Source organism: Nocardia canadensis, from assembly GCF_032656385.1.
Classification (GTDB): domain Bacteria; phylum Actinomycetota; class Actinomycetes; order Mycobacteriales; family Mycobacteriaceae; genus Nocardia; species Nocardia canadensis.
In genome coordinates, this window is the sequence record NZ_JAVCWB010000005.1 from 210,546 (window position 1) to 235,293 (window position 24,748).

Below are 24,748 nucleotides of genomic sequence, written 5' to 3' on the forward strand. Positions count from 1 at the left end.
CGGTGGATATCAGTCCAAAAGGTGTGGTCGGTTCTATGCAGCGGTTGCTGGCTACCGCGCAGAACGGGCTGGAGGTGATCCGCTTCGGCGGATTGGCACACGACGTCGAGTCCTCGCCCTTCGAGGTCGTCGAGCGCCGACGCATGTACCGGTTGCGCCATTACTTCCCCGACGACATGACGCCCGGCCGTCCGGTGGCGCTGCTGGTGCCGCCGTTGATGGTGAACGCCGACATCTGGGACGTCAACGCCGCGGGCGGCGCGGTCGGCATTCTGCACGCCAGCGGAATCGACTGCTGGGTCATCGATTTCGGCTCGCCGGCCACCGAGGAGGGTGGCTGGGAGCGTGACCTGGCCGACCATGTGCTCGCGGTGGACTCGGCCATCGACACCGTGTGCGGGGCCACCGGCGCGCAGCTGCACCTGATGGGCTACTCGCAGGGCGGCATGTTCGCCTACCAGACCGCCGCCTACCGGTACGGCAAGGGCGTGGCCTCCATCGTCACCTTCGGCAGCCCGGTCGACATCGTCGCGGGCATGCCGTTCGGGCTGCCCTACGGCGTGGTCTCCGAGGTCGCCGACTTCCTGGCCGACCACGTGATGCACCGGCTGCCGATCACCGAGTCGATGGTGCGCATCGGCTTCCAGATGCTCGACCCGGTCAAGACCGCCAAGTCGCGGATCGACTTCCTGCTGCAACTGCACGACCGGGAAGCGTTGCTGCCCAAGGAACGTCAGCGCCGCTTCCTCAACAGCGATGGCTGGGTGGGGTATTCGGGCCCCGCGGTCGCCGATCTGCTCAAGCAGTTCGTCGCGCACAACCGGATGATGCTGGGCGGCTTCGTGATCCGCGATCACCCGATCTCGCTGGCCGAGCTGCGCTGCCCGATCCTGGCCTTCGTCGGCGAGGTCGACGACATCGGCCAGCCGGGCGCTGTGCGTGGCATCGTGCGGGCCGCGCCCAACGCCGAGGTCTACGAAGCCAGTTTGGTGGCAGGGCATTTCGGTCTCGTCGCCGGTTCGACGGCGACCAATCACACCTGGCCGATGGTGCGTGACTGGATCGCCTGGATGGACGGCAACGGTTCGCTGCCCGAGCAGATCGTGCCCATGCGCGAGCACGTCGCGAGCAACGCCCCGCGCACCGCCGCGACGCGGGTGGTGCACACCGCGGCGTCGCTGGCCGAGGCGGGCGCCGGCGTCGGCAAGGCACTGGAAGGCATCGCCGGCAACACCATTCGTGGTTCGCTCGAGATGGCGGGCGAGGCCGCGCGGGCGCTGCCACGCCTGACCCGGCTCGGCATGATCCAGCCGCACACCCGCATCTCGCTGGGCAAGCTGCTGCACGAGCACGCCAAGCGGGCGCCGCAGAAGGACCTGTTCCTCTTCGACGACCGGGTGCACACCAATGCCGCGGTCGAGGTGCGCATCGACAATGTGGTGCGCGGTTTGATCTCGGTCGGTATCCGGCCCGCCACCCGGGTCGGCGTCGTCATGGAGACCAGGCCGAGCGCGCTGGCCGCCGTCGCCGCGCTCTCGCGCCTCGGCGCCGTCGCGGTCCTGCTGGCCCCCGGCGCCGAGCTGGACCGGGCCATGGAGCTGACCGGCGTGCAGACGCTGATCACCGACCCGGAGAACCTGCGCACCACCGCCGCGACCGGGGCCAGGGTGCTGGTGCTCGGCGGTGGTGACGCCCGGCGGCTCGCGCTGCCGACCACCGACCGGGTGATCGATCTCGAGCAGGTCGACCCGTCCACGGTGCGGGTGCCCGCGTGGTACCGCCCCAACCCGGGCCTGGCGCGCGAGCTCGCGTTCATCCTCGTCATCGGCACCGGTGACCGGCTGGAGGCGAAATACATCACCAACCATCGCTGGGCGCTGTCGGCGTTCGGCACCGCGAGCGCGGCCGACCTCGACCGCCGCGACACCGTGTACTGCCTCGCGCCGCTGCATCACTCGTCGGGGCTGCTGGTGAGCCTCGGCGGCGCGATCGCGGGCGGTAGCCGGATCGCGCTGGCCAGGCCGATGGACCTGGAGCCGGGCCGTTTCGCCGAGGAAGTGCATCGCTACGGCGTCACCGTCGTCACCTACACCTGGACGATGCTGCGCGACCTGCTCGACGCGCAGGTCTTCCCGGCCGGGCACAACCACCCGATCCGGCTGTTCATCGGCTCCGGTATGCCCGCTGGGCTGTGGCGGCGCACCGTGGAGCAGTTCGCCCCGGCCCGGGTGCTGGAGTTCTACGCCTCCATCGACGGCGACGTGGTGCTGGCCAATGTGCCGGGCGCCAAGATCGGCTCCAAGGGCAGGCCGGTGCCGGGCACCGCGCATGTCGAGCTGGTCGCCTACGACCCGGTCACCGAGCAGATTCTCGTCGGCGACGACGGTTTCGCGCGGCGCTGCGCCGACAACGAGCCGGGTCTGCTGCTCGGCAAGTCGGTCGACGGCGGTGACCTGTCCGACGGTGGGTTGCGTGGGGTGTTCCGCGCCGGGGACGCCTGGTGGCCGACGGAGAACCTGTTCCGGCGCGACAGCGACGGTGACTACTGGTTGGTCGACCGCCGCGACACGGTGATCCGCACCCCGCGCGGACCGGTGTTCACCCAGCCGATCGTGGACGTGCTCAACGACATCACCCCGGTCGACATGGAGGTCGCCTACGGGCTGCCGACGCCGTCGGGCGTCCTGGCCGCGGCCGCGCTGAGCGTGCGCAAGGGCTTCCGGATCGAACCGGGTGACGTCACCGAGGCGATGCGTGCGCTGGCCCCCGATCAGCGACCCGATCTGGTCTACGTCGTCGACGAGATCCCGCGCAGCACCAGCTTCCGGCCCTCGGCCACGGCGGTGCAGGCCGCGGGTCTGCCGAAGGCGGGGCCGAACACCTGGATCTACCACCGGGAGACCGACACGTACGAGGTGCTCACCGACGCGGCGGCCGCCACCCTGTTCGGCGGCCACTGACTCGGGTATCCGGGCCGATCGGTCGACTCGGGTAGATTGCCCGCGGCACTGATCGGCATCCCCGCGTTCCGGCGTGGGCGGACTCGGAGGTTCGGTAGTGATCGGTTCACGGACGCTCTCGGCACGACTGGCGGCCCCGGTGGCCGTGCTCGCCGCCATGTTCGCGGTCGGTGCGCCGGTCGCGGTCGCCCAGGACGGGCAGGCCGGGCCCGAGTTCTTCACGCCCGCGGCGGATCTGGTGCCGGGCGAGCACGGCTCGGTGATCCGGTCGCGTCCGCTCACCGGCGATCCCGGGGTGCCGGGTGCGCGCAACCACCTGGTGCTGTACCGCTCGGTGGACATGCAGGGCAACCCCGTCGCGGTCTCGGGCACCCTCGCGGTGCCCCAGGGCGAACCGCCCGCAGGCGGTTGGCCGCTGATTTCGTGGGCGCACGGCACCACCGGCACCGCCGACGTGTGCGCGCCGTCCCGTGACACCGGCGCGACGTTCCCCGCGCACGACTACACCGCCCTGGCCCGCGAGGTCCAGGCGCGGTGGGTGGCCGCCGGTTACGCGGTGGCCCAGACCGACTACCAGGGGCTCGGCACGCCGGGCCCGCACGGCTATCTGATCGGGGAGGCCGAGCAGCGCGCCGTCGCCGATATGGCCATGGCGGCACGGGTGATCGCGCCCGAGATCGGCAGCGGGTGGGTGGCGATGGGGCACTCGCAGGGCGGACAGGCCGCGGTGTTCGCGAACGCGCGGTCCCAGGAGTGGGCGCCGGGGATGCGGCTGCTCGGTGCGGTGGCGATGGCGCCCGCGTCGCACCTGGGGCCGGTGGTGCGTGGGCTGGGGCTGATCGGCCGGGCCGGTGCCGCGGCGGACGTGGTCCCGGCCGGGGCGGTGGCGTTCCTGCCGCTGTTCCTCCGTGGCGCCGAGACCGTCGCCGCGATCGATCCGGCGACTTTCCTTGCGCCGCAGGCCTTGTCGATGCTCGGACAAGCCGACGACCGCTGCATCGGGCAACTGCGGGCGGCCGATTCCTGGGGCGGACTCGACCCGGGCACGGTGTTCACCGAGGATCCGCGGGTCGACGCGCTCGCCGGGGTACTCGACGCCAACGACCCCAGCTCGCTGCCGCTGACCACCCCGCTGCTGGTGCAGCAGGGTTCCGGCGACACCGTGGTGCTGCCGCTCGCGACCGATGCCATGGTCGCCCGGCAGCGGGCGGCCGGTCACGCGGTGGACTATCACACCTACCCCGGCGTCGATCATCGCGGCCTGCTCGCCGCGGGCTACGGCGCCGCGCTGGCCTGGGTGAACGCGCGCTTCGGCCGCTGAGACCCGGCTGGTGCCGGGCGACTACACCTGGAACTCGGTGACCGCGTCGATGACGCGAGCCTGCTGCGCCTGCGACAGCAGCGGCCACAGCGGTAGCCGCACGATCGTCGCCGAGAAGTTCGCCGATCGGGTGCACGGCACCGGCGTGCGGCCGTACTTGAGCCCGGCCGGGCTGGAATCCAGGGGAATGTAGTGGAACGGCGCGACGATGCCGCGCTCGGCGAGGTGGCCGATGATGCGGTCGCGGCTCTCCTCAGTCGGCATCCGCAGGTAGAACAGGTGCGCGGTGTGGCCGCGGTCGGCGGGCACCGTCATGGGGCGCACATCGTTGCGGGCCGCCCACTCCGGCAGCGCCGCCGCGTAGGTGTCCCACACCCGGTGCCGCTGCCGCTGGATGGTGTCGAACTCGGCCAGCTGGGCGTCGAGGACCGCCGCGTTGAGCTCGCTGGGCAGGTAGCTGGAGCCGATGTCCTGCCAGGAGTACTTGTCGACCTGACCACGCAGGAAGCGGGCGCGGTCGGTGCCCTTCTCGCGCATGATCTCGGCGCGACCCATCAGGATCTCGTCCGAGAGCAGCAGCGCGCCGCCCTCGCCGCAGTGCACGTTCTTGGTGTCGTGGAAGCTCTGGGTACCCAGCGTGCCGATGGTGCCGAGCTGCCTGCCGCGCCAGGTGCCGCCGAGACCGTGCGCGTTGTCCTCGATGATCGCCAAGCCGTGCTGGGCGGCCAGCGCGAGCAGCGGCTCCATGTCGGCGGCCACCCCGCCGTAGTGCATGACGACGATCGCCTTGGTGCGGTCGGTGATCGCGGCCGCCGCGGCCGCCGGATCGATGTTGCCGGTCGAATCGTCGATGTCGACGAACACACATGTCGACCCGCGCAGCGCCATCGCCGTGGCCGCCGAGGTGAACGCGAAACTCGGGACGATCACCTCGTCCTCGGGGCCCAGTTCCAGCAGCAGCGCGCCGAGTTCGAGAGCGTGCGTGCACGAGGTGGTGAGCAGCGCGTGCCCGGCGCCGGTGATGGCCTTGATCTTCGCCGTCGCCGACTTGGTGAACGTGCCGTCACCGTGACTGTGATCGGAGTCGAGCACGGCCAGCAGATTGGCGCGCTCGGCGGCGGCGCGGAACGGCCTGCTGAAGATGATGCGCTCGTTCACTCGTGGTGACCCTTCTCCGCCGCGGCTGCCGGCGCCACGGCGTCGACTCGATGAGGCACAGCCGGCGCATGCATCGTATCCGGGCGCGGAGTCGGGGTCTCGACGGTCAGGTACAGCGGCTTGCCGACCAGGATGTGCAGCGCCACACCGAGATACTCGGCGATCAGGCCCAGCGAGAACAGGGTCGCACCCGAGCACAGCAGCAGCACGACGATGATCGACGCCCAACCCTCGGGATCGTGGTTGTCCTGGGTCAGCGCCTGCACGATGACCACGGCGGCCATGATCACTCCGGCCAGCGCCAGGGTCACCCCGAGCATGCTGACCAGGCGCAGACCACGGGTGCCGCTGCACAGCACCATCTTCCAGAACAGCGAGAACAGGCGGCGGTAGTTGTAGCCGGACTCCTCGCGGCCTTCGGCACGCAAGACCACCGGCACCTGCACGGCGTTGCCGACCACCCAGGTCAGCGCCACGTCCAGGTACACACCGTTGGCGGCGACCTCGGCCAGCTGACGGCCGATGTCACCGCGGATCAGCCGGAAGCTCTCGAAGCGCGTCGAATCCGGGAACGCGAACACCGTCGCGAGCACGATCTTGGCCCCACGCGAGGTGAGGTTGCGCAGGAAACCGTGCGGGCGGGTGTTGGTCGGCTTGGAGTAGACCAGGTCCGCGCGCGAGGCCAGCGCCGCGTCGAGGAAATCGGCGATGAACGCCGGGTCGTGCTGACCGTCCTCGTCCATGGTGACGATCCAGTCGCCGCGCGCGGCCGCCATCCCCGCGATCGTGGCGGCGTCCTGGCCGAAGTTGCGGCTCAACCAGACCGGGCGCACCTGCGGGTACGTGCGGGCCAGCTCCTGCAGCACCACGTCCGACCGGTCGGGGCCGTTGTCGTGCACGAGGATGATCTCCTCGACCGCGAACCGGGCGCCGGCGGCGGACGTCGACGGACCGGTCAGCCGATCCAGCTCGGCGACCAGGGCAGCGATCGTCTCCTCGCCGCGATACACCGGCACGACCACCGACACCGAATGCACCGGGCGCGATCCGTCGCGGTCGGGCGCACCGGCACGCAGGACGGCGCCGGGGCGGGACGAGGGTGCGGGAGGAAGCGGCATCGTCGACTTTCGTGTGTTTTGGCGGCGGGCGCCGAGGACAGCAGAGACTCCTGCGGTGGTGCGCACTTTAACACCGGAATGCGACACCTCGTGGTGTGGCCAGGGGCGATCGGGGACACCCGGTCCAAGCCCCGTGCGACGGTGCCGATGTGGTCGCTTGCCTGTAGGGTCTGGTCCTCGTGGTGGAAAGTAGAACCCCTCCCCGTCGTGCCGTGTACCTGTGGGGCTTGATCACCTCCCTCGGAGTGATCGCGGGCTTCGGCGCGGTTCTGCTGGCCAACGCCAGACACTTCTACACCGACGACACCGAATCCCAGTACGTGCCGCTGTGGGTGATGCTCGGCAGGCGGCTGCGCGACGGCGATCTGCCGGTGATGGTGCCCGAGCACTGGATGGCCGGAAACTACGCGATCGAGGAAGCGGGACTGCTGAATCCGCCGCAGTTGCTGATCGATCTGATCGCGCCCTCGGTGGACAATCTCGTGCTGTACGCGACCGTGGTGAAGCTGATCTTCGCGATCATCCTCGGCCTCGGCGTCTACCGGATCTGCCTGGCCTACGGCGCGAAGGTGCAGTGGGCCGCGCTGGCCGGCGTCTCGATCCCGTTCACCGGGTGGCTGCTGTTCTTCGACGAGGCCAGCTGGATGACCGCGTTCACCGGCACCGCCTGGATGGTGCACGCGTGGGCCTCGGGCGTGCGCTACGCGCGGGGCCGGGGCGGGCCGATCCCGGTGTTCGTCTACCTGTACCTGGCGATCTCGGTGCAGTACATCTTCCCCGCGGTCGAGGCCGGTCTGATGATCGGCGCTGTCGCGGTGGGCGAGCTGATCTACCAGAAGGCCTGGCGGCCCCCGCTGAAGCTGCTGATGGTCTCCGGACTGGCCGCGCTCGCCGGGCTGGCGACGTATCTGCCGTCCATGCTGTCGGCGAAGGTGACCTGGCGCGGTACCGCCCAGATCAACAACGACCAGTTCCTCACCGTGCCGTGGTCGGAATCGCTGAACGCGAGCCTGCCTTCGACGCTGCCCGCCTTCACCTCGTGGTGGGGCTATGTGCAGCCGCTGCCGGTGGTCTACATCGCCTGGTTCCTGATCCCGGCGCTGGCGTTCATCGACTGGAGCCGGGCGCGGGCCGCCTGGCGCGAGCTCAGCGGTATCGCGCTGTTCGCGATCGCGGCGCTGATGTGGACCGCCGGCCCCGGCACGATCGGCCCGCTGCGCTGGCCGGCGCGCGTGCTGCCGATGGTGGCGCTGGGTCTGCTGCTGCTGGTCTGCGTGCTGCTCGGACGGTTCGCGACCTTCAAGGACTGGCGTTCGCGCGGCATCGCCGCGGCGGTGCTGATCGGGCTGCTGTGGGTGCGCTCGTTCTCGGCCGACCCGCACAACTGGCTGGTCCACATCGGCGCCGCGCTGGTGCTGGCCGCGCTCGGCGCGGGCGTGGTGTGGCTGGCGGTGAACAGGGGCACCTCGGCGGCGGTCGCGCTGGCGATCGTCGCGGTCTTCCCGATCGCCTACTTCCAGGTCGACCGGGCGCAACCGACGCCGATGAGCTGGAACCTGCCCAGCGACCGCGCCGCGGCCATGGCGGCGTTCCCCGACTTCGCGGGCACCACCCTGCAGTTGGGTGATCGCGCGCTGATCCAGCCGGGGGAACGCACGCTCGACGGCGCCTACGGCTCGCTGGTGTTCGGCAACTACGCCAAGGATCTCGAGCTCACCTACGTCAGCGGCTACACCCCCAACGGGCACTACTGGTTCGGCGACATGCTCTGCATGCGCTGGGACACCAGCGTCTGCCCCGACGCGTACCGGCGCGCGTTCGCGGTCGAGCCGTCGACCGGCAAGACCATCGTCGACCTGATGAACGTCGACCGTGTCGTCCTGCAGCGCGCGCTCTACCCGGACGCGCGCGCCCAGGAAGCTCCCACGGGCTGGAAGTGGGTCGACTACCCGGGCCACGAGAAGTACATCGCGGTGCTCGAACGCGAGAACGGTCTGATCTCCACCCGCAACGGCCGCGTCTCCGCGGTCGAGGGCGGTACCGCGGTCTCGGTGTCGGAGACCGACACCACCAGCCGGGTCCGGGTCAGTTCCGACAACGGCGGCCGGGTGGTGTTCGCCCGGCTGGGCTGGCCGGGCTACCGGGTGAGCATCGACGGCAAGGACGTGCCGTTCAAGGTCGTCGCCAAGAGCTTCGTCGCGGTCGACATCCCGGCAGGCACCCGTAACGGCGACCTCGAGCTGACCTGGCGTCCGCCGGGCTGGAAGATCGGCGGCGCCGCCATCGTGCTCGGGTTGCTCGGCCTCGGGCTGTTCCAGTGGCTCTACGTGCGCGGACGCAAGCCCGAGGACGAACCGGACGCGCCCACGGCCGAGTCGATCCCGACCGAGGACGCTGAGCTCGCGGACGCGGTGCGATGACCACCGAGGCGGCGTCGGCCGGCGGCGTGCTCGAGACGCCGGGCCCGCTGCTGCGGATCGTCAAGCGTCAGGAGCTGGCGTTCGCGATCGTCGGCGGGTTCAACACCCTGCTCGGCATGGCGCTGGCCGTGTTCTGGCTGGGCGTGCTCGGCGACGGCAGGCCGGGTCTGGCGGTCGTCGCCGCGTACGCGGTGAGCACGGTCGTCGCCTTCGTGCTGCACCGGACGCTGGTGTTCCGGGTGCGCGGGCACCTGCTGCGTGACTTCGTCGCCTTCTGCGGGGTGAACGCGGGCGGATTGGTCCTCAACGTGATCCTGGTCGAGGTGGCCGTGACGGCCTTGGGGTTCCCGGCCGCGCCCGCCTCGGTGATCGTGATGGGTCTGGTTGCGGTGCTCAGCTTCTTCGGGCACCGCTACATCTCGTTCCGGCGGGCGCGGTAGGTTAGGGACATGGCGCACGAATCCACCCTCGACGCAACCCTGCTCGGCCTGCTGGCCTGCCCTCAGGACAAGGGCCCGCTGCAGCTGGTGCGCACCGAAGCGGACGCGAGCGTGCTCTACAACCCGCGCCTGCGCCGCGCCTACCCGATCGACAACGGCATCCCGGTACTGCTGATCGACGAGGCGCGCGACGTGAGCGACGCCGAACACGAGTTCTTCACCGCTCAGTCCTGAGCGGAACGGCGAACAGCGCCGCGGCCCCGGCGATCAGCGCGATCCCGGTCAGCAGCAGCGCCGCTCGCCCACCCCACACCTGCGCGAGTACCCCGATCGCCACCGTCGACAGGGCGACGACCGCGCTGTTGGTGACGGTCCAGGCGGTCAGCACGCGGGTGGTGACCCCCGGTGCGATCCGTTCGAGCCGGTAGGTCGCGAACACCGGGGTGAACACCGCCATCGCCGCCACGATCCAGGTCTGGATCACCAGCACGACGACCATCCCCGCCACGCCGGGCGGTGTCCACGCCAGAAAGATCGACGCGCCGACCCGCGCGATCCCCGCACCGCGCAGGACCGCGGCCGCGCCGACCCGGCGCACCAGCGGCCCGGTCAGCCGGGTCGCCGCGAGACCGCCGAGACACGGCAGCCCCAAGACGATGCCGTACTGCCAGGTCGCGAAGCCGAGATCGCGGATGAGCAGCACCGTCAGCACGGGCGCGCTGCCCATGATCAACCCGCTGACCAGGCAGGTGTGCACGCACAGCCGGCGCAGCGCCGGATCCGCGCGGATGATCCGCAGGCCCGCCCCGGTCCCGCCGACGACCGCCGACCCGGCCGCGACCGACTCGCGGGCCCGGATCCCGGCCAGCGCCCAGGCCGACCCGAGATAGCTGACCGCGTCGATCACCACCGCGATCACCGGCCCGAAGATTCCGAACAGCACCCCGCCGACGGGCGGCCCGGTCGCGGTGACCGCCCACTGTGTCGCCTCGAGCCTGCTGTTGGCCGACAGCAGCAGCTCCGGCGGCGCCACCGCGCGCAGCAGCGCACCACGCGCGGCGGTGAACACGATCGTCGCCGCGGCGGTGACAGCCGCGACCACCACCAGCAGCCCGTACCCGAGCATCCCCAGCCACCACGCCACGGCCACGCTCGCCAGCACCGCGCACCGCACCAGATCGGCGCCGATCAGCACCGCGCGCTTGGGCGCGCGTTCGGCCCAGCCACCCAGCGGCGCCGCCAGCACCGCGCCCGCCGCGGGCCCGATCGCGGCCAGCGCGGCCACCGCGAAAGCCCCGGCCCGCAGCTGCGTCACCGCGAGCAGGGCGAACGAATCCATCGCGATCCGGCTGCCGAGGGCACTGACCCCGAACGAGGTCCACAGCCGGGTGAAATCGCGGCCGAGTCGAGGCGCCCAGACGGCGGTGCTACGCATGCCCGACACCGAATCACCGCGCACCCCAGCCGATCAAACAACCGCAGCGCGCGATGCGCACAACCCGCGGTTGTCCGCCGAAGTCCGCGCGCCTGTCTAGGGTGGGTGCCTTGGATTTCCGAGCCGTCGCCACCTTCGTCGCCGTCGTCGACACCGGGCAGTTCCAGGAGGCCGCGGCCGATCTCGGCATCAGTCAGCAGGCGGTGTCCAAGCGCATCGCGGGCCTCGAGGCCGAGTACGGCACCCAGCTGTTCCGCCGCACTCCGCACGGCGCCGAGCTGACCGCGACCGGCCGGATGCTGCTGCCGCACGCCCGCGAAATCCTGCTGGCCTGCCGCCGCGCGGAGGCAGCGCTGCGGCCGCCGACGCGACCGCTGCGCGTCGACGTCATCGCCACCCGGGTCGGTTCGGCCGCCCTGTTGCGGCGTTTTCATCACGCCCATCCCGCCGTGCAACTCGACGTGCTGACCCTGCGCGGGGACGCCGCCCTGCGGGCGGTCGCGGACGGCGAGATCGACGCGGCGCTGCTGGCGGTCGCGACGCCGCTACCGGAGTCCGTCCTCGCCCGCCGGGTCTACGACGAACCGCTGCAGCTGCTCGTCGGCTCGGAACATCCTCTGGCCGAACGGCATTCGATCCGGCTGGCCGAACTGCGCGAGGTGCGCCTGTGGATGCCGGGTTTGGCGCCCGGCACCGAATGGGACGCCTACTACCGCGACCTGACCGCCGACTTCGCCCTCGACATCGACTGCGCCGGACCAAATTTCGGGATGGAGCACCTCCTCGACACGATCGGCGACGACCCACGGACCGCGACTCTGATCGGCGTCGACACCCGCATCGACGCCGGATCGCGCCGCACCCTGCGCCGCATCGAGCTGACCGACCCGACCCCCTGCTACCCCTGGTCGGTCTGCGTGCGCGCCGACGACCAGCATCCGGCCGTGTCCACCCTGCTCGACCATCTCGCCCGCGACCGCCCCGCCGAACCGGCCGACCGCTGGCTACCGCCGTGGGCGCCCGCCGAAAGCCTGCCTCACCGGATCTCGCCGGTCAGGTAGCGCTGCACCGTGGGACCGACCGCGGCGACGACCTCGTCGATCGGCATCGAGGCCAGCGGCTCGATGTCGACGATCTTGCGGGCGGTGAGCAATCCGACCATCTGCGACGCCGCCAGCGCCACCCGCGCGCGGCCGTCGTCGGTGGGGGTGGCGATCCGCACGCGCACCCGCTCGAGCACCACCTGGAGCAGGAACGTTCGGGCCAGATTCGTCTCGCCGCCGCCGAAGATGCTGCGCACCATGGCCACGATGCCCGGCCCGGCGGGGGAGTCCCACACCCCGACCACCGCGCGCACGATCGTCGGCCCGAGCTCGTCCAGCGGCGCGCGATCGACCGCGGCCAACGTCGCCTCCGGGTCGGCAGGGAACGCCACGACGGCGGCGAACAACTGCTGCTTGGTGCCGAAATAGTGGTGCACCAGGGCGGGATCGACATCGGCGTCGCCGGCGATCGCCCGGATCGAGGTCTTGTCGAAACCGGTGTCGGCGAACCGGATCCGGGCCGCGTCGAGAATCGCCGCGCGGGTATCGGTATTGCCGGGCCTGCGCCCGGTCCGACCGGAGCGCGCTGGGCCCGTACCGGATTCGCCGTCACTCATGGATCCGTGTCTCCTCGTCCGTCAGGGGGTCCGTCGACGCAGGGTAGCCGCGCCCAGGCACAGGGCGACCACCGCGAACCCGGCGACGATCGCGATGTCCACCCACATGGTCGCGGTCGGCTCCGGATGCAGCGATACCTGCTGCAGCGCGTCCACCGCATAGCTCAACGGCATCACATTGCTGATCGCCTCCAGCCAGTCGGGCAGCCGATCGCGCGGAACGAGCAAGCCGCACAGGAAGATCTGCGGGGCCACGACCACCGGCATGAACTGCACGGCCTGGAACTCGGTGCGCGCGAATGCGCTGGCCAGCAGGCCCAGCGCCACCCCGCAGACCGCGTCGACCATGGCGATGAGCATGACCCAGCCGGGATTGCCCGCCGCGTTCATCCCGAGCAGCCAGAACGCGACCAGGCAGGCGACGGCGGCCTGCGCGGCGGCGGCCAGCGAGAAGGCACTGCCGTAGCCCGCCAGCAGGTCGAGCTTGCGCAACGGGGTGGTGAGCAGACGCTCGAGCGTGCCCGAGGTGCGTTCGCGCTGCATCGCGATGGCGGTGATCAGGAACATGACGATGAACGGCAGGATCCCGAGCATGGTGATGCCGACCCGGTCGAAGATCGTCAGCGGGGCGTGCGGCGGGCCCGGGGCGTCCTGATAGATGAAGTACAGCAACGTCATCAGCAGCGCCGGGACCACCAGGATCATCGCCACGGTGCGGTGATCGTTGCGCAGCTGCCGCAGGATCCGGCCGGTGGTGGCGGTGTAGGGGCGCAGGGTGGTACTCATGCGCGCTCTCCCATCGTGATCAGGGTGAGGAAGGCGGTCTCGAGGTTCTGTTCCTCGGTGCGTTCACGCAGTTCGTCGGGGCTGAGCTGGGCGAGCAGGTGGCCGTCGCGCATCAGCAGTAGCCGATCGCAGTGGTCGGCCTCGTCCATCACGTGACTCGAGACGAGCAGGGTCGTTCCCGCCGCGGCCAATTCGCGGAACTGCTTCCACAGCTCCACCCGCAGCACCGGGTCGAGCCCGACGGTCGGTTCGTCCAGGACCAGCAGCTCCGGTCTGCCGACCAGCGCGCAGGCCAGCGACGCCCTGGTCTGCTGCCCGCCCGAGAGCTGGTCGCCGAGCTGATCGGCGTACTCGCCCAAACCGACTGCGGTGAGCGCGGATTCGACGTCGTCGCGGTCGCGGCCGTAGAGCGCGGCGTAATAGCCGACGTTCTCGCGGACGCTGATGTCGGCGTAGATGCTCGGCGCCTGGGTGACGTAGCCGACCCGGCGCCGCAGCCCGGCGCTGCCCGCCGGTTCGCCGAGCACGGTGACGCTGCCCGATTCGATGATCTGCGTGCCGACGACGCTGCGCATCAGGGTGGTCTTGCCGCAGCCGGACGGGCCGAGCAGGCCGGTGATCGAGCCGCGCGGGATGTCAAGGGTGAGCCCGTGCAGGACGGTGCGTTTTCCGCGAGTGACGGTGAGTCCGTCGACCCGGATCGCGGTCGGTGGCGGAGCGGGGTGCGACATGGTCGCCTCAATTCATCGAGTGTTGAATTCACTACGTGATGAATTTAGCGCGACCCTGTCGGCGGGACAAGGGTCAGTGCGCGTGTCGAGGGGGTGTCCCGGCCTGTTGACCAGGCTCGACGACCACGAACTGGCCCATCATGCCCAGGTCCTCGTGCCAGAGCAGATGGCAGTGATACATGTACGGCGTGTCCGGGTCGGCGGGTCCGTCGAAGCGCAGCGCCAGCGTCGCGGTGGTGTTCGGCGGGAGGAAGATCGTGTCCTTGGCGCCGGTCAGCTCGGGCGGCGGCGGGGCGCCCGCGTAGTCGAGCACCCGGAACTGCACGTCGTGGACGTGGAAGTTGTGCGGCATCCCGTCGGCATTGCGGACCACCCATTTCTCGGTCGTGCCGCGGGTGACGGTCGCGTCGACGCGGTCCATCGCCATCGGCGCGCCGTTGATGCCGGCGAGGGTGAGATCGAAGTGGCGCTCCACCGCGGTGTCGGAGCCGTCCGGCGTCGACGGCGGGACGAGGGTGTCGGGCAGCGCGGGGGAGGGGCGCAGCGCGTCGGCGGCTCTGAGCTCGAGGACGTCGAACCGGTCGTCGCCCCCGGAGAACCGGTTGGTCCAGAAGTCCAGGCCGACGTCGAGTTGCTCGCTGCGCAGCACCGCGCGCTCACCCGGGTGCATCCGCACCACGATCTCGGCGCGCTCGCCCGGCGAAAGGCGCACGGCCGTCATCGTTTCCGGACGTTCGAGCAGGCCGCCGTCGGAGGCGATCAGCGAGAACCGCTTGCTGTCGCGGAAGGCGAAGTTGTAGATCCGCGCGGTCGAAGCGTTGAGCAGGCGCAGCCGGACCAGCTCGTCGCCGACCTCCTGGTACGGCGCGAGGGTGCCGTTGACCAGCAGTCGATCACCGAGGAAGCCGACATCGCGGAAGGTCGCGTGGCTGCCGTCGAAGCGGTCGCCGCGCAGGCGGATGTCCTGCACGATCACCGGGATGTCGTCGACGCCGTAGGCGTCCGGCAGCGGCAGGGCGGTCGCCGCGTCGTCGTCGACGAGGAACAGGCCCGCCAGGCCGCGGCGGACGTGATCCTCGGTCGCGCCGTGCGGGTGCGGGTGGTACCACAGCGTCGAAGCCGGTTGCGCGACAGTCCATTCCGGTGTCCACGTCTGGCCCGCGTCGACCATCTGGTGCGGTCCGCCGTCCATCTTCGCCGGTAGGTGCATGCCGTGCCAGTGCACCGTCGACGCCTCGGGCAGCTGGTTGCGCACGCGGACCCGCACCTGCTCGCCGCGCGCCGCGCGCAGGGTCGGGCCGAGGTAGCTGCCGTTGAATCCCCAGGTCTCGGTCGACCGGCCGGGCTCGAATTCGGTGGTGCCGGAACGCATGTCGAGGGCGAACACCCGGGCGCCGTCCGGGTCGACGGTCGAGGGTGCCAGCGGGGGGATCGCCAGCGGCCGCGCGAATTCCGTGGTGCCGACGGTGGAGACGTCGGCACGGGCCCAGGTCCAGGTCACCAGCCCGGCGATCGCGAGTACCAGGGTGAGGGCGAGCGCGCCCGCGCCGAGCAGTATCCGGCGCACGCGGCCGGGGCGAGAAGGGGAAGCCATGTCCCGACGGTAGGGACGGTGCCGGGGCGCGCACATCGGGATGATTCCCCCACCCGACCCTGGCTCGCACCCTGATCGGATCGACATCCGGGCTGGTCACCGTGGATTTCCGGGTCACCGGCAGGTTGTGTGATGTGAGTCACAAAGACGAGGTGTCACGTTCCTGCGAGGTCGTTTGTCCTATCGACATCCCACCGACAAGGAGCACCGCAATGAACACCACCACGCACCGCATCGTCGTCCTCGGCGCCGGCTACACCGGCATGCTGGTCGCGATCCGCCTTGCCCGGCGGACCCGCAAGCTCGACGTCGCGATCACCCTGGTCAACCCGTCGGCGCGGTTCACCGAGCGGCTGCGGATGCACCAGATCGCCGCCGGTCAGGAACTGGCGAACCACCACATCCCGGATCTGCTCGCCGGCACCGGGATCGATTTCGTGCAGGGCCGGGCGATCGCCGTCGACCCGGACGCGCGCCGTGTGCACGTCGAGGGCATCGGCGAGCTCGCCTACGACGAACTGGTCTACGCCCTGGGCAGCACCACCGACACCACCACCGTCCCCGGTGTCGCCGAGCACGCCTGGACCCTGAACGATCCTCGCCTGGCGCACGAATTCGCCGGCGAACTCACCGCGCTCGCCGCGACCGGCGGCGCGGTGACGGTGTGCGGCGGCGGCCTGACCGGCATCGAGGCGGCCACCGAGATCGCCGAGAGCCACCCGGGCTTGCGTGTGACCCTGATCAGCTCGTCCGAGCCGGGCGCCATGATGGGGCAGCAGGCGCGTGCCCACCTGAACAGGGTGATGGACCGGCTCGGCATCGTGCGCGCGACCGGCCTGCGCGTCACCAAGGTGCTGCCCGACGCGGTCGAGCTCGCCGACGGCACCAGGGTCGAGGCCGATCTCACCCTGTGGACCAGTGGCGTGCGGGTCTCGCCGCTGGCCGCCGAGGCGGGCATCGCGACCGACGAGCGCGGCCTGATCGTCGTCGACCCCACCCTGAAGTCGCTGTCGCACCCCACGGTTCACGCGATCGGTGACGCCGCCGCGATCCACCAGGCCTGGGGACAGATCCACGGCACCTGCCAGAGCGGCCTGCCCACCGCCGCCTACACGGCCGACGCGATCGCCGCCGAGCTGCGCGGCAAGCAGGTGCGGCCGTTCCGGTTCGGCTACTTCCACCAGCCGGTGAGCCTGGGCCGCCGCGACGCGGTCATCCAGTTCACCAACGCCGACGACACCCCGCGCCGGTTCTACCTGACCGGCTGGGCCGCCCGGACCTACAAGCAGATGGTCAGCAGCAGCCCCGTCCCGACGTTCAAGGCCAGCCGGAAGATGATCATGAACGTCCAGCTGTCCAAGGGCGGCAAGGCGACTCGCGCCACCGCGTGAGCGAACCGAGCGAGCATGCCATGGTTGACCCCATGCCAGACCAGGATCCCTTCCTCGAGCACCGCAGGCTGCTGTTCTCGACCGCCTACCGCATGCTCGGCACCGTCACCGATGCCGAGGACATCCTGCAGGACGCGTGGATCAAGTGGAACGCCACCGATCGCGCCGCCGTCGATCACCCGAAGGCGTACCTGGTCCGCACGGTCACCAACCTGTCGCTTAACCGGCTCACCTCCGCCAGGGTGACCCGCGAGACCTACGTCGGCCCCTGGTTGCCCGAGCCGGTGCTGACCTCACCCGACATCGCCGAGGACACCGCTTTGGCCGACACCGTCTCCACCGCGATGCTGGTGGTCCTGGAAACCCTGACCCCCGTCGAACGCGCGGTCTTCCTGCTGCGCGAGGTCTTCGGCTACTCGCACGCCGAGATCGCCGAGGCCCTGGACCGTTCCGAGGCGAGCGTGCGCCAGATCGCGCACCGCGCCAAGAACCACGTGCAGTCGCGGCGTCCGCGCTTCGATACCGACAAGGCCGCGCGCGCCCACATCACCGAGAGGTTCATGGCCGCCTGCGCGGGCGGCGACCTGAACGCGCTGATGGACCTGCTGGCCCCCGACGTGACCTGCTGGTCCGACGGTGGTGGCGTGGTCACCGCGGCGCGCAGGCCGCTCTACGGCCCGGACCACGTCGCCCGCTGGATTCTCGGCGTGCTGGCCAAACCGTCCTCGGCGGGTGCCGAACTCAGCGCCGCCGAGATCAACGGCGAACTCGGCACGCTCGCCTCCTTCGGCGGCAACCCCGGCGCCGCCTTCACCTTCGACCTCGTCGACGGACGCATCCAGAATCTGCGCTTCCAGGTCAACCCGGGCAAGCTGGCCGGGCTCTACCGCGGCACCGAACTGCTCGGCTGAACCGACCGGTCGCCATGCCGCGCGGCGCTCCCGCCGCCGACCTACTATTCGCCGGTGACAGATACATCTCCGGCGCCCAGCCTCGACGGCGGGCAGGTGCGGGTCTCCACCCTCGAACTGTTCTTCGATCTCGTCTTCGTCTTCACCATCACCCAGCTGACCCATGTCTTCGTGCACCACCCGAACTGGGAGGCGCTGCTGCAGGTGGCGTTGATGTTCGGGGTGATCTGGTGGATGTACGGCGGGTACGTGTGGTTGACCAACGAGGTCGCGCCGAGCAGTTCCTCGCGCCGCACCTGGTTGCTGGTCGGCATGTCGGCGTTCTTCGTGCTCGCGCTCGCCGTGCCGGATGCCTTCCACGGCACGGGGATCGCGTTCGGCGTGGGGTACGCGCTGGTGACCGCGATCCACACGGCGATGTTCGCCTCCGCGGGAGGCGCGTCGGCGAGCCTGGCGATCCGGCGGATCGGGCCGCTGAACGCGCTGTCGGCCGCGCTCGTCCTCGGCGGCGGATTCACCCATCCGCCGGTGCAGTACCTGCTGTGGGCGGCGGCGTTCGCGGTGCAAATCCTCAGCCCGTACCTGGTCGACGCCGGCGGATTCGTGGTGCGCGCCTCGCACTTCTGCGAACGGCACGGACTGGTGATCATCGTCGCGCTCGGTGAGTCGATCGTCGCGCTCGGTGTCGGCTTGGCCGAGGAGCCGATCACGGTCGGGCTGATGGCGATGGTCGCCCTCGGTCTGGCGCTCGCGTACGTGCTGTGGTGGGCCTACTTCGGCTTCGACGACGAACGCGGCGAACACGCCCTGGCCGCACGCCCGGAGACCGAACGGGTTCGCCCGGCCCTGGTCGCCTACGACTACGCCTACTACCCGCTGCTGATCGGCGTCATCCTGACCTCGGCGGGCATCGCGCTGAGCATCGCGCACGGCGACGAGCCGGTGGGCTGGGGTGCGGCGGGCGCGCTGTCCGGCGGTGTCGCGCTCTACTTCGCCGGCCAGGCCTGGTTCCGCGCGACGCTCGGCCTGGCCGGTGCCCGCGCCAGGCTGATCGGGGCCGTCGTGGTCGCCGCGACCGCGCCGATCGGGGTGTACACGGTCGCGTGGGTGCAGCTCGCCGCGCTGGTCACCCTCGCCTACGCGGTCGTCATCCTCGACGACCGGCGCATTCTGCGCGCGGGTCAGCACAGCGCCTACGCCTGACCCGCCCGCGCCGGGATGGGTGACAATGGCGGTCGTGTCCGCTCAGGAACTGGCCGTCGATCCACCCACCGCCGCGCGCAGGCTGCTCGGCGCGACCCTGTCGTCCGGGCCGGTGTCGCTGCGCATCGTCGAGGTCGAGGCCTACGGCAGCGATCCGGCAGGCCCGTGGCCCGATCCGGCCGCCCATTCCTGGCCGGGGCCGACCGCCCGTAACGCGGTGATGTTCGGCCCCGCCGGGCGGCTCTACGTGTACCGCTCCTACGGAATCCACCTGTGCGTCAACGTGACCACCGGTTTCGACGGAATCGCCGGCGCGGTGCTGATCCGGGCGGGGGAGGTGGTCGCCGGCGGGGAGATCGCTCGCGAACGGCGACCCGCGGCCCGCAGCGACGCCGATCTGGCGCGCGGACCGGGCAATGTCGGCAGCGCGCTCGGAATCAGCCTGGCCGACTACGGAACCGAGCTGTTCGATCCCTTCGCCGAGATCCGGCTGCACCTGGCCGAACCGGTCGCGGCGACGCGGATCGAGGCGGGTCCGCGCGTCGGGGTGAGTGTCGCCGCCGAGGTGCCGTGGCGGTTCTGGTTGCCGTCGGCGGCGGTGTCGGTCTACCGCCGCAGTCCACGCGCTCCCGAACTCGCGCCGAAAAATTCTTCCCGGGGGCGATGAATTCCGCGGAACCGGTCCGTCCTATCTGGTGAACGCGCTACCCACCGAGCGCGACCGACCCGGAGGACACGAAATGACCACCACCGCCACCGCTTCCGCGACCTTCTCCAGCACCGCCTACCGCCCCGGCAAGATCCGCAACCGCGTCCTGTGGACCATGCAGGTCGTGCTCGGCCTGTTCTTCATCATCGCCTCGGGCGGGCCGAAGCTGGTCATCCCGCACCTGTTGATGGACAACGCCCCCGCCAACCTGACCATCCCGATGGGGCTGCTCATCTTCATCGGCGTCGCCGAAGTGGCCGGCGGCATCGGCCTGATGGTGCCGCGGCTGGCCACCCTGGCCGCCGCGGGACTGTCGGTGCTCACCGTGCTCGCCGCCGCGACTCAGGCCTTCATCGCCGACGCGCCCTCGATGGCGATCTTCCCGCTGGCGCTCGCCGCGATCTTCGCCTGGATCGCCTACGAGCGCCGCGGCAGCCTCACCTCGCTGGTGCGGTGAGTCGCCGACCGCGCTGAGTATCGCCGGACCGTCTGGTCCGGCGATTTTCGGCGTCCGCGGACAACGGTGGGTTGTCCGCGGGCACAAGGTCTCGGCGCGGAACTCGTTGGCGAATCCTATGGGACGCAGGCCACTTCCGATGCGACGATCGAGGCCTACATGCCCGCCCCTTTCGCAGGAGACTTCGTGTTCACCTTCACCAGCAGCGACGGCATCACCATCCACGTCCGGAGCTGGTCGCCCACCGCTGCCGAACCGGTGGGCGTCGTGCAGATCGCGCACGGGATGGGCGAGCATTCCGACCGGTACAGCCACCTCGCCGCCACGCTCGCCGGCCTCGGCTACGCGGTCTACGCCGCCGACCATCGTGGTCACGGATACAGCATGTTCTCCGAACCCGGGCAGCTCGGCCCCGACGGCTGGAACCTGCTGGTCGCCGACCAGGTGACGCTGACCGGTCTGCTGCGCGAGCGTCATCCCGGTCTGCCGCTCACCCTGTTCGGGCACAGCCTCGGCTCCTTCGCGGTGCAGCAGTACCTGCTCGATCACTCCGACCTGGTCGACGAGGCCGTGCTGTGCGGTTCGACGGCGGTGGACGGGCTGTTCGACGCGATCGTGGCCGCGGGCGGCGACCTGACCACGTTCTTCAACGCGCGCTTCCAGCCGACCCGCACCGACGCCGACTGGATCAGCAGCGACGAGGCTCAGGTCGACGCCTACATCGCCGACCCGTGGTGCGGCTTCGCGGTCGACGACGCCAATATGGCGCTGCTGGCCACCACCGCCTACCAGCGCCTGACCGATCCGAGCACCGTGCGCTCCGACCTGCCGGTGTACGTCATGGTCGGCGACCAGGACCCGCTCAACGACGGCACCCGGCTGTCGGACCTGCTCGTCCAGCGCTACCGTGACGCCGGGCTCACCGACATCACCTACCGGATCTACCAGGGCGCCCGGCACGAGGTGCTCAACGAGGTCGATCGCGACCAGGTCGAGGCCGACCTCACCGCCTGGGTCACCCGGGCTCGGGTCTGAGCGCCCCGTTCGTCGAACACCGCCCGACCTGCGCGCGGGCGGCGGAACGAGTACGGAAAGATGGAACACCGTGACCGGCGACATCTTCGACGAACTGACCTGGCGCGGCCTGATCGCGCAGTCCACCGACCTGGACGAACTGCGAGCCGCGGCCGCCGCCGCCCCGCTGACCCTGTATGCCGGCTTCGACCCCACCGCGGCGAGCCTGCACGCGGGTCACCTCGTCCCCTTGCTCGCCCTGAAGCGTTTCCAGCGCGCGGGTCACCGGCCGATCGTCCTCGCCGGTGGTGCCACCGGCCTGATCGGCGACCCGCGCGACGTCGGCGAACGCACCATGAACTCCACCGACACCGTCGCCGAATGGGCGGCCCGCATCCGCTCCCAGCTCGAGCGCTTCGTCGACCTCGACGATTCGCCGACCGGCGCGATCATCGCCAACAACATGGACTGGACCGGTCCGCTGTCGACCGTCGACTTCCTGCGCGACATCGGCAAGCACTTCTCGGTGAATGTCATGCTGGCCCGCGACACCGTCAAGCGGCGGCTGGAAGGTGAGGGCATCTCCTACACCGAGTTCAGCTACATGCTGCTGCAGGCCAACGACTACCTGCAGCTGCGCCGCGAGTACGGCTGCACGCTGCAGGTCGGCGGCTCCGACCAGTGGGGCAACATCATCGCCGGCGTCGAGCTGAACCGGCGCGTCGACGGCGCGCACGTGCACGCGCTCACCGTGCCGCTGGTGACCTCGGCCGACGGCAAGAAGTTCGGCAAGTCCACCGGCGGCGGCAGCCTCTGGCTCGACCCCGAGCTGACCAGCCCCTACGCCTGGTACCAGTACTTCGTGAACACCGCCGACGCCGACGTCGTGCGCTACCTGCGCTGGTTCACCTTCCTGAGCCGCGAGGAACTCGACGCGCTCGAGCAGGCCACCGCCGAACGTCCGTTCGCGCGCGAGGCCCAGAAGCGCCTGGCCGCCGAGATGACGACGCTGGTGCACGGCGAAGCCGAGACCGCGGCGGTGGAACTGGCCAGCCAGGCCCTGTTCGGTCGCGGCGAACTGCGTGACCTGCCGGTGTCCACCCTGGGGGCCGCGCTGCGCGAGACCGCGATCGACGGCAAGGTCGCCGAAATGGTGCCCGGCGAACCGAACACGATCGTCGACCTGCTCGTCGCCTCCGGCCTGGCCGAGAGCAGGGGAGCGGCCCGGCGGGTGGTGACCGAGGGCGGTGCGTCGGTGAACAACGAGCGCATCGGCGACATCGACTGGACCCCATCCGACGCCGACTACCTGCACGGCGAGTGGCTGGTGCTGCGCCGGGGCAAGAAGAACATGGCCGGCGTGCGTCGCATAGCCTGATCTCGCGGTGGAGGCCTGAGTCACACCCGTGTGATTCAGGCCTGCGCGTGGGCCGGACACACGGCGCTGACCAGCGCAGTTGCCCTGCTGTCCAGGCGATTTGACGCAGCGTTTTCCGGCGCGTAACTTATTGGAAGTCAGAGCGACACGGACACCAACCCGGAGCCGAGACGCTGATCCAGAGGGTCGGCGGGCAAGGGACAACGAGGTAGGACGGGGAGCGCCTGGCGTTGCCTCGACTGCGTGACCAGCGTTACGATTGACATCGCCTGGAAGCACAGTTAGGCTGGAACAGTTGCCCTGCAGAAGATCCGGACGAGAGCCGGTGGTTTTGCTTGTGCGTGTGTTCTTTGAGAACTCAATAGTGTGTCGATGAATGTCAGTGCCAATATTATTATTGGTTCCGGCCTCTCATACCCCCCGGTTGACGAGGTCGGACATTTTGAATGTCAGCAAACTTTTGCTGGTGTTCGGCATTGCTAGGTTTTCGGACTCTAGTTTAGATATTTCTGATTCGCTCTTCGGAGTGTTTCAAGAGTCTTCAACGGAGAGTTTGATCCTGGCTCAGGACGAACGCTGGCGGCGTGCTTAACACATGCAAGTCGAGCGGTAAGGCCCTTCGGGGTACACGAGCGGCGAACGGGTGAGTAACACGTGGGTGATCTGCCTCGTACTTCGGGATAAGCCTGGGAAACTGGGTCTAATACCGGATATGACCACAGGATGCATGTCTTGTGGTGGAAAGATTTATCGGTACGAGATGGGCCCGCGGCCTATCAGCTTGTTGGTGGGGTAATGGCCTACCAAGGCGACGACGGGTAGCCGGCCTGAGAGGGCGACCGGCCACACTGGGACTGAGACACGGCCCAGACTCCTACGGGAGGCAGCAGTGGGGAATATTGCACAATGGGCGAAAGCCTGATGCAGCGACGCCGCGTGAGGGATGACGGCCTTCGGGTTGTAAACCTCTTTCGACAGGGACGAAGCGCAAGTGACGGTACCTGTAGAAGAAGCACCGGCCAACTACGTGCCAGCAGCCGCGGTAATACGTAGGGTGCGAGCGTTGTCCGGAATTACTGGGCGTAAAGAGCTTGTAGGCGGTTCGTCGCGTCGTTCGTGAAAACTTGGGGCTCAACCCCAAGCTTGCGGGCGATACGGGCGGACTAGAGTACTTCAGGGGAGACTGGAATTCCTGGTGTAGCGGTGAAATGCGCAGATATCAGGAGGAACACCGGTGGCGAAGGCGGGTCTCTGGGAAGTAACTGACGCTGAGAAGCGAAAGCGTGGGTAGCGAACAGGATTAGATACCCTGGTAGTCCACGCCGTAAACGGTGGGTACTAGGTGTGGGTTTCCTTCCACGGGATCCGTGCCGTAGCTAACGCATTAAGTACCCCGCCTGGGGAGTACGGCCGCAAGGCTAAAACTCAAAGGAATTGACGGGGGCCCGCACAAGCGGCGGAGCATGTGGATTAATTCGATGCAACGCGAAGAACCTTACCTGGGTTTGACATACACCGGAAACCTGCAGAGATGTAGGCCCCCTTGTGGTCGGTGTACAGGTGGTGCATGGCTGTCGTCAGCTCGTGTCGTGAGATGTTGGGTTAAGTCCCGCAACGAGCGCAACCCTTATCTTATGTTGCCAGCGCGTAATGGCGGGGACTCGTGAGAGACTGCCGGGGTCAACTCGGAGGAAGGTGGGGACGACGTCAAGTCATCATGCCCCTTATGTCCAGGGCTTCACACATGCTACAATGGCCGGTACAGAGGGCTGCGATACCGTGAGGTGGAGCGAATCCCTTAAAGCCGGTCTCAGTTCGGATCGGGGTCTGCAACTCGACCCCGTGAAGTTGGAGTCGCTAGTAATCGCAGATCAGCAACGCTGCGGTGAATACGTTCCCGGGCCTTGTACACACCGCCCGTCACGTCATGAAAGTCGGTAACACCCGAAGCCGGTGGCCTAACCCTTGTGGAGGGAGCCGTCGAAGGTGGGATCGGCGATTGGGACGAAGTCGTAACAAGGTAGCCGTACCGGAAGGTGCGGCTGGATCACCTCCTTTCTAA

Annotated in this window: 20 protein-coding genes and 1 rRNA gene; 14 read left to right on the forward strand and 7 right to left on the reverse strand. The window is 69.5% G+C overall.

Features of this window, described 5'->3' with window-relative positions:
- The first annotated feature begins 2 nt into the window (after window positions 1-2).
- Both Q7X29_RS12455 and Q7X29_RS12460 read left to right on the forward strand, forming a co-directional pair.
- On the forward strand, window positions 3-2,960 hold the full coding sequence (locus Q7X29_RS12455) for an AMP-binding protein (protein ID WP_316574120.1): 2,958 nt from the start codon (window positions 3-5) through the stop codon (window positions 2,958-2,960).
- Window positions 2,961-3,057: 97 nt separating this feature from the next.
- On the forward strand, window positions 3,058-4,281 hold the full coding sequence (locus Q7X29_RS12460) for an alpha/beta hydrolase family protein (protein ID WP_316574121.1): 1,224 nt from the start codon (window positions 3,058-3,060) through the stop codon (window positions 4,279-4,281).
- Between the two features lie 21 nt (window positions 4,282-4,302).
- On the opposite strand, the gene rffA is transcribed toward Q7X29_RS12460, so the two are convergent.
- Both rffA and Q7X29_RS12470 read right to left on the reverse strand, forming a co-directional pair.
- Window positions 4,303-5,439 carry a dTDP-4-amino-4,6-dideoxygalactose transaminase gene (gene rffA / locus Q7X29_RS12465; protein WP_218718145.1) on the reverse strand — a complete coding sequence of 379 codons (1,137 nt, stop codon included), beginning with the start codon at window positions 5,437-5,439 and terminating at the stop codon, window positions 4,303-4,305.
- Window positions 5,436-6,476, reverse strand: a complete 1,041-nt coding sequence (locus Q7X29_RS12470) for a glycosyltransferase (protein WP_218718196.1) — start codon at window positions 6,474-6,476, stop codon at window positions 5,436-5,438. The genes rffA and Q7X29_RS12470 overlap by 4 nt, the downstream gene beginning before the upstream one ends.
- Window positions 6,477-6,769: 293 nt before the next feature.
- On the opposite strand from Q7X29_RS12470, the gene Q7X29_RS12475 reads away from it, so the two are divergent.
- From Q7X29_RS12475 to Q7X29_RS12485, 3 genes are read left to right on the forward strand one after another with little or no spacing between them, the layout of a single operon-like run.
- A complete protein-coding gene (locus Q7X29_RS12475; protein ID WP_316574131.1) occupies window positions 6,770-8,977 on the forward strand; it encodes a hypothetical protein in 2,208 nt (735 codons plus the stop codon).
- Window positions 8,974-9,417, forward strand: a complete 444-nt coding sequence (locus Q7X29_RS12480) for a GtrA family protein (RefSeq protein ID WP_218718143.1) — start codon at window positions 8,974-8,976, stop codon at window positions 9,415-9,417. The genes Q7X29_RS12475 and Q7X29_RS12480 overlap by 4 nt, the downstream gene beginning before the upstream one ends.
- Window positions 9,418-9,426: 9 nt before the next feature.
- Window positions 9,427-9,651 carry a Trm112 family protein gene (locus Q7X29_RS12485; protein WP_218718142.1) on the forward strand — a complete coding sequence of 75 codons (225 nt, stop codon included), beginning with the start codon at window positions 9,427-9,429 and terminating at the stop codon, window positions 9,649-9,651.
- Here the strand turns inward: Q7X29_RS12485 and Q7X29_RS12490 are convergent.
- On the reverse strand, window positions 9,635-10,852 hold the full coding sequence (locus tag Q7X29_RS12490; protein ID WP_218718141.1) for an MFS transporter: 1,218 nt from the start codon (window positions 10,850-10,852) through the stop codon (window positions 9,635-9,637). The genes Q7X29_RS12485 and Q7X29_RS12490 overlap by 17 nt on opposite strands.
- A gap of 110 nt (window positions 10,853-10,962) precedes the next feature.
- Between Q7X29_RS12490 and Q7X29_RS12495 the strand changes: the two genes are divergently transcribed.
- Window positions 10,963-11,913, forward strand: coding sequence for a LysR family transcriptional regulator (locus Q7X29_RS12495; protein WP_218718140.1), 951 nt, complete (start codon window positions 10,963-10,965; stop codon window positions 11,911-11,913).
- On the opposite strand, the gene Q7X29_RS12500 is transcribed toward Q7X29_RS12495, so the two are convergent.
- From Q7X29_RS12500 to Q7X29_RS12515, 4 genes are all read right to left on the reverse strand, one after another.
- Window positions 11,889-12,512: a TetR/AcrR family transcriptional regulator gene (locus Q7X29_RS12500; RefSeq protein WP_218718139.1), complete on the reverse strand. Its 624-nt coding sequence runs from the start codon at window positions 12,510-12,512 to the stop codon at window positions 11,889-11,891. The genes Q7X29_RS12495 and Q7X29_RS12500 overlap by 25 nt on opposite strands.
- A gap of 21 nt (window positions 12,513-12,533) precedes the next feature.
- The gene (locus Q7X29_RS12505) at window positions 12,534-13,298 is read right to left on the reverse strand and encodes an ABC transporter permease (protein WP_218718138.1); all 765 of its coding nucleotides are present in this window, start codon (window positions 13,296-13,298) and stop codon (window positions 12,534-12,536) included.
- On the reverse strand, window positions 13,295-14,029 hold the full coding sequence (locus tag Q7X29_RS12510; RefSeq protein WP_218718137.1) for an ABC transporter ATP-binding protein: 735 nt from the start codon (window positions 14,027-14,029) through the stop codon (window positions 13,295-13,297). The genes Q7X29_RS12505 and Q7X29_RS12510 overlap by 4 nt, the downstream gene beginning before the upstream one ends.
- Before the next feature lie 73 nt (window positions 14,030-14,102).
- Entirely contained in the window at window positions 14,103-15,623 is a 1,521-nt protein-coding gene (locus tag Q7X29_RS12515; protein ID WP_218718136.1) for a multicopper oxidase family protein, read from the reverse strand.
- Window positions 15,624-15,835: 212 nt separating this feature from the next.
- Between Q7X29_RS12515 and Q7X29_RS12520 the strand changes: the two genes are divergently transcribed.
- The 8 genes from Q7X29_RS12520 (at window position 15,836) to Q7X29_RS12555 (ending at window position 24,744) form a co-directional block, all read left to right on the forward strand.
- Window positions 15,836-17,014: an NAD(P)/FAD-dependent oxidoreductase gene (locus tag Q7X29_RS12520; RefSeq protein ID WP_316574122.1), complete on the forward strand. Its 1,179-nt coding sequence runs from the start codon at window positions 15,836-15,838 to the stop codon at window positions 17,012-17,014.
- 32 nt (window positions 17,015-17,046) lie between these two features.
- On the forward strand, window positions 17,047-17,925 hold the full coding sequence (locus Q7X29_RS12525; protein WP_316574123.1) for an RNA polymerase sigma-70 factor: 879 nt from the start codon (window positions 17,047-17,049) through the stop codon (window positions 17,923-17,925).
- 54 nt (window positions 17,926-17,979) lie between these two features.
- Window positions 17,980-19,128 carry a low temperature requirement protein A gene (locus tag Q7X29_RS12530; RefSeq protein ID WP_316574124.1) on the forward strand — a complete coding sequence of 383 codons (1,149 nt, stop codon included), beginning with the start codon at window positions 17,980-17,982 and terminating at the stop codon, window positions 19,126-19,128.
- 34 nt (window positions 19,129-19,162) lie between these two features.
- Entirely contained in the window at window positions 19,163-19,795 is a 633-nt protein-coding gene (locus Q7X29_RS12535) for a DNA-3-methyladenine glycosylase (protein WP_316574125.1), read from the forward strand.
- Between the two features lie 73 nt (window positions 19,796-19,868).
- The gene (locus tag Q7X29_RS12540) at window positions 19,869-20,294 is read left to right on the forward strand and encodes a DoxX family protein (RefSeq protein ID WP_316574126.1); all 426 of its coding nucleotides are present in this window, start codon (window positions 19,869-19,871) and stop codon (window positions 20,292-20,294) included.
- Window positions 20,295-20,453: 159 nt separating this feature from the next.
- Window positions 20,454-21,329: an alpha/beta fold hydrolase gene (locus tag Q7X29_RS12545; protein ID WP_255587627.1), complete on the forward strand. Its 876-nt coding sequence runs from the start codon at window positions 20,454-20,456 to the stop codon at window positions 21,327-21,329.
- A gap of 70 nt (window positions 21,330-21,399) precedes the next feature.
- Window positions 21,400-22,686, forward strand: coding sequence for a tyrosine--tRNA ligase (gene tyrS, locus Q7X29_RS12550; protein WP_316574127.1), 1,287 nt, complete (start codon window positions 21,400-21,402; stop codon window positions 22,684-22,686).
- A gap of 541 nt (window positions 22,687-23,227) precedes the next feature.
- Window positions 23,228-24,744: ribosomal RNA gene (locus tag Q7X29_RS12555) — 16S ribosomal RNA — on the forward strand.
- Window positions 24,745-24,748 lie beyond the last annotated feature (4 nt).

Coding starts and splice junctions, on each gene's coding strand:
- Q7X29_RS12480 (WP_218718143.1), top strand. CDS start 8,974: ATGACCACCGAGGCGGCGTCGGCCGGCGGCGTGCTCGAGACGCCGGGC.
- Q7X29_RS12485 (WP_218718142.1), top strand. CDS start 9,427: ATGGCGCACGAATCCACCCTCGACGCAACCCTGCTCGGCCTGCTGGCC.
- Q7X29_RS12490 (WP_218718141.1), bottom strand. CDS start 10,852: ATGCGTAGCACCGCCGTCTGGGCGCCTCGACTCGGCCGCGATTTCACC.
- Q7X29_RS12500 (WP_218718139.1), bottom strand. CDS start 12,512: ATGAGTGACGGCGAATCCGGTACGGGCCCAGCGCGCTCCGGTCGGACC.
- Q7X29_RS12505 (WP_218718138.1), bottom strand. CDS start 13,298: ATGAGTACCACCCTGCGCCCCTACACCGCCACCACCGGCCGGATCCTG.
- Q7X29_RS12510 (WP_218718137.1), bottom strand. CDS start 14,029: ATGTCGCACCCCGCTCCGCCACCGACCGCGATCCGGGTCGACGGACTC.
- Q7X29_RS12515 (WP_218718136.1), bottom strand. CDS start 15,623: ATGGCTTCCCCTTCTCGCCCCGGCCGCGTGCGCCGGATACTGCTCGGC.
- Q7X29_RS12520 (WP_316574122.1), top strand. CDS start 15,836: ATGAACACCACCACGCACCGCATCGTCGTCCTCGGCGCCGGCTACACC.
- Q7X29_RS12525 (WP_316574123.1), top strand. CDS start 17,047: ATGCCAGACCAGGATCCCTTCCTCGAGCACCGCAGGCTGCTGTTCTCG.
- Q7X29_RS12540 (WP_316574126.1), top strand. CDS start 19,869: ATGACCACCACCGCCACCGCTTCCGCGACCTTCTCCAGCACCGCCTAC.
- Q7X29_RS12545 (WP_255587627.1), top strand. CDS start 20,454: ATGCCCGCCCCTTTCGCAGGAGACTTCGTGTTCACCTTCACCAGCAGC.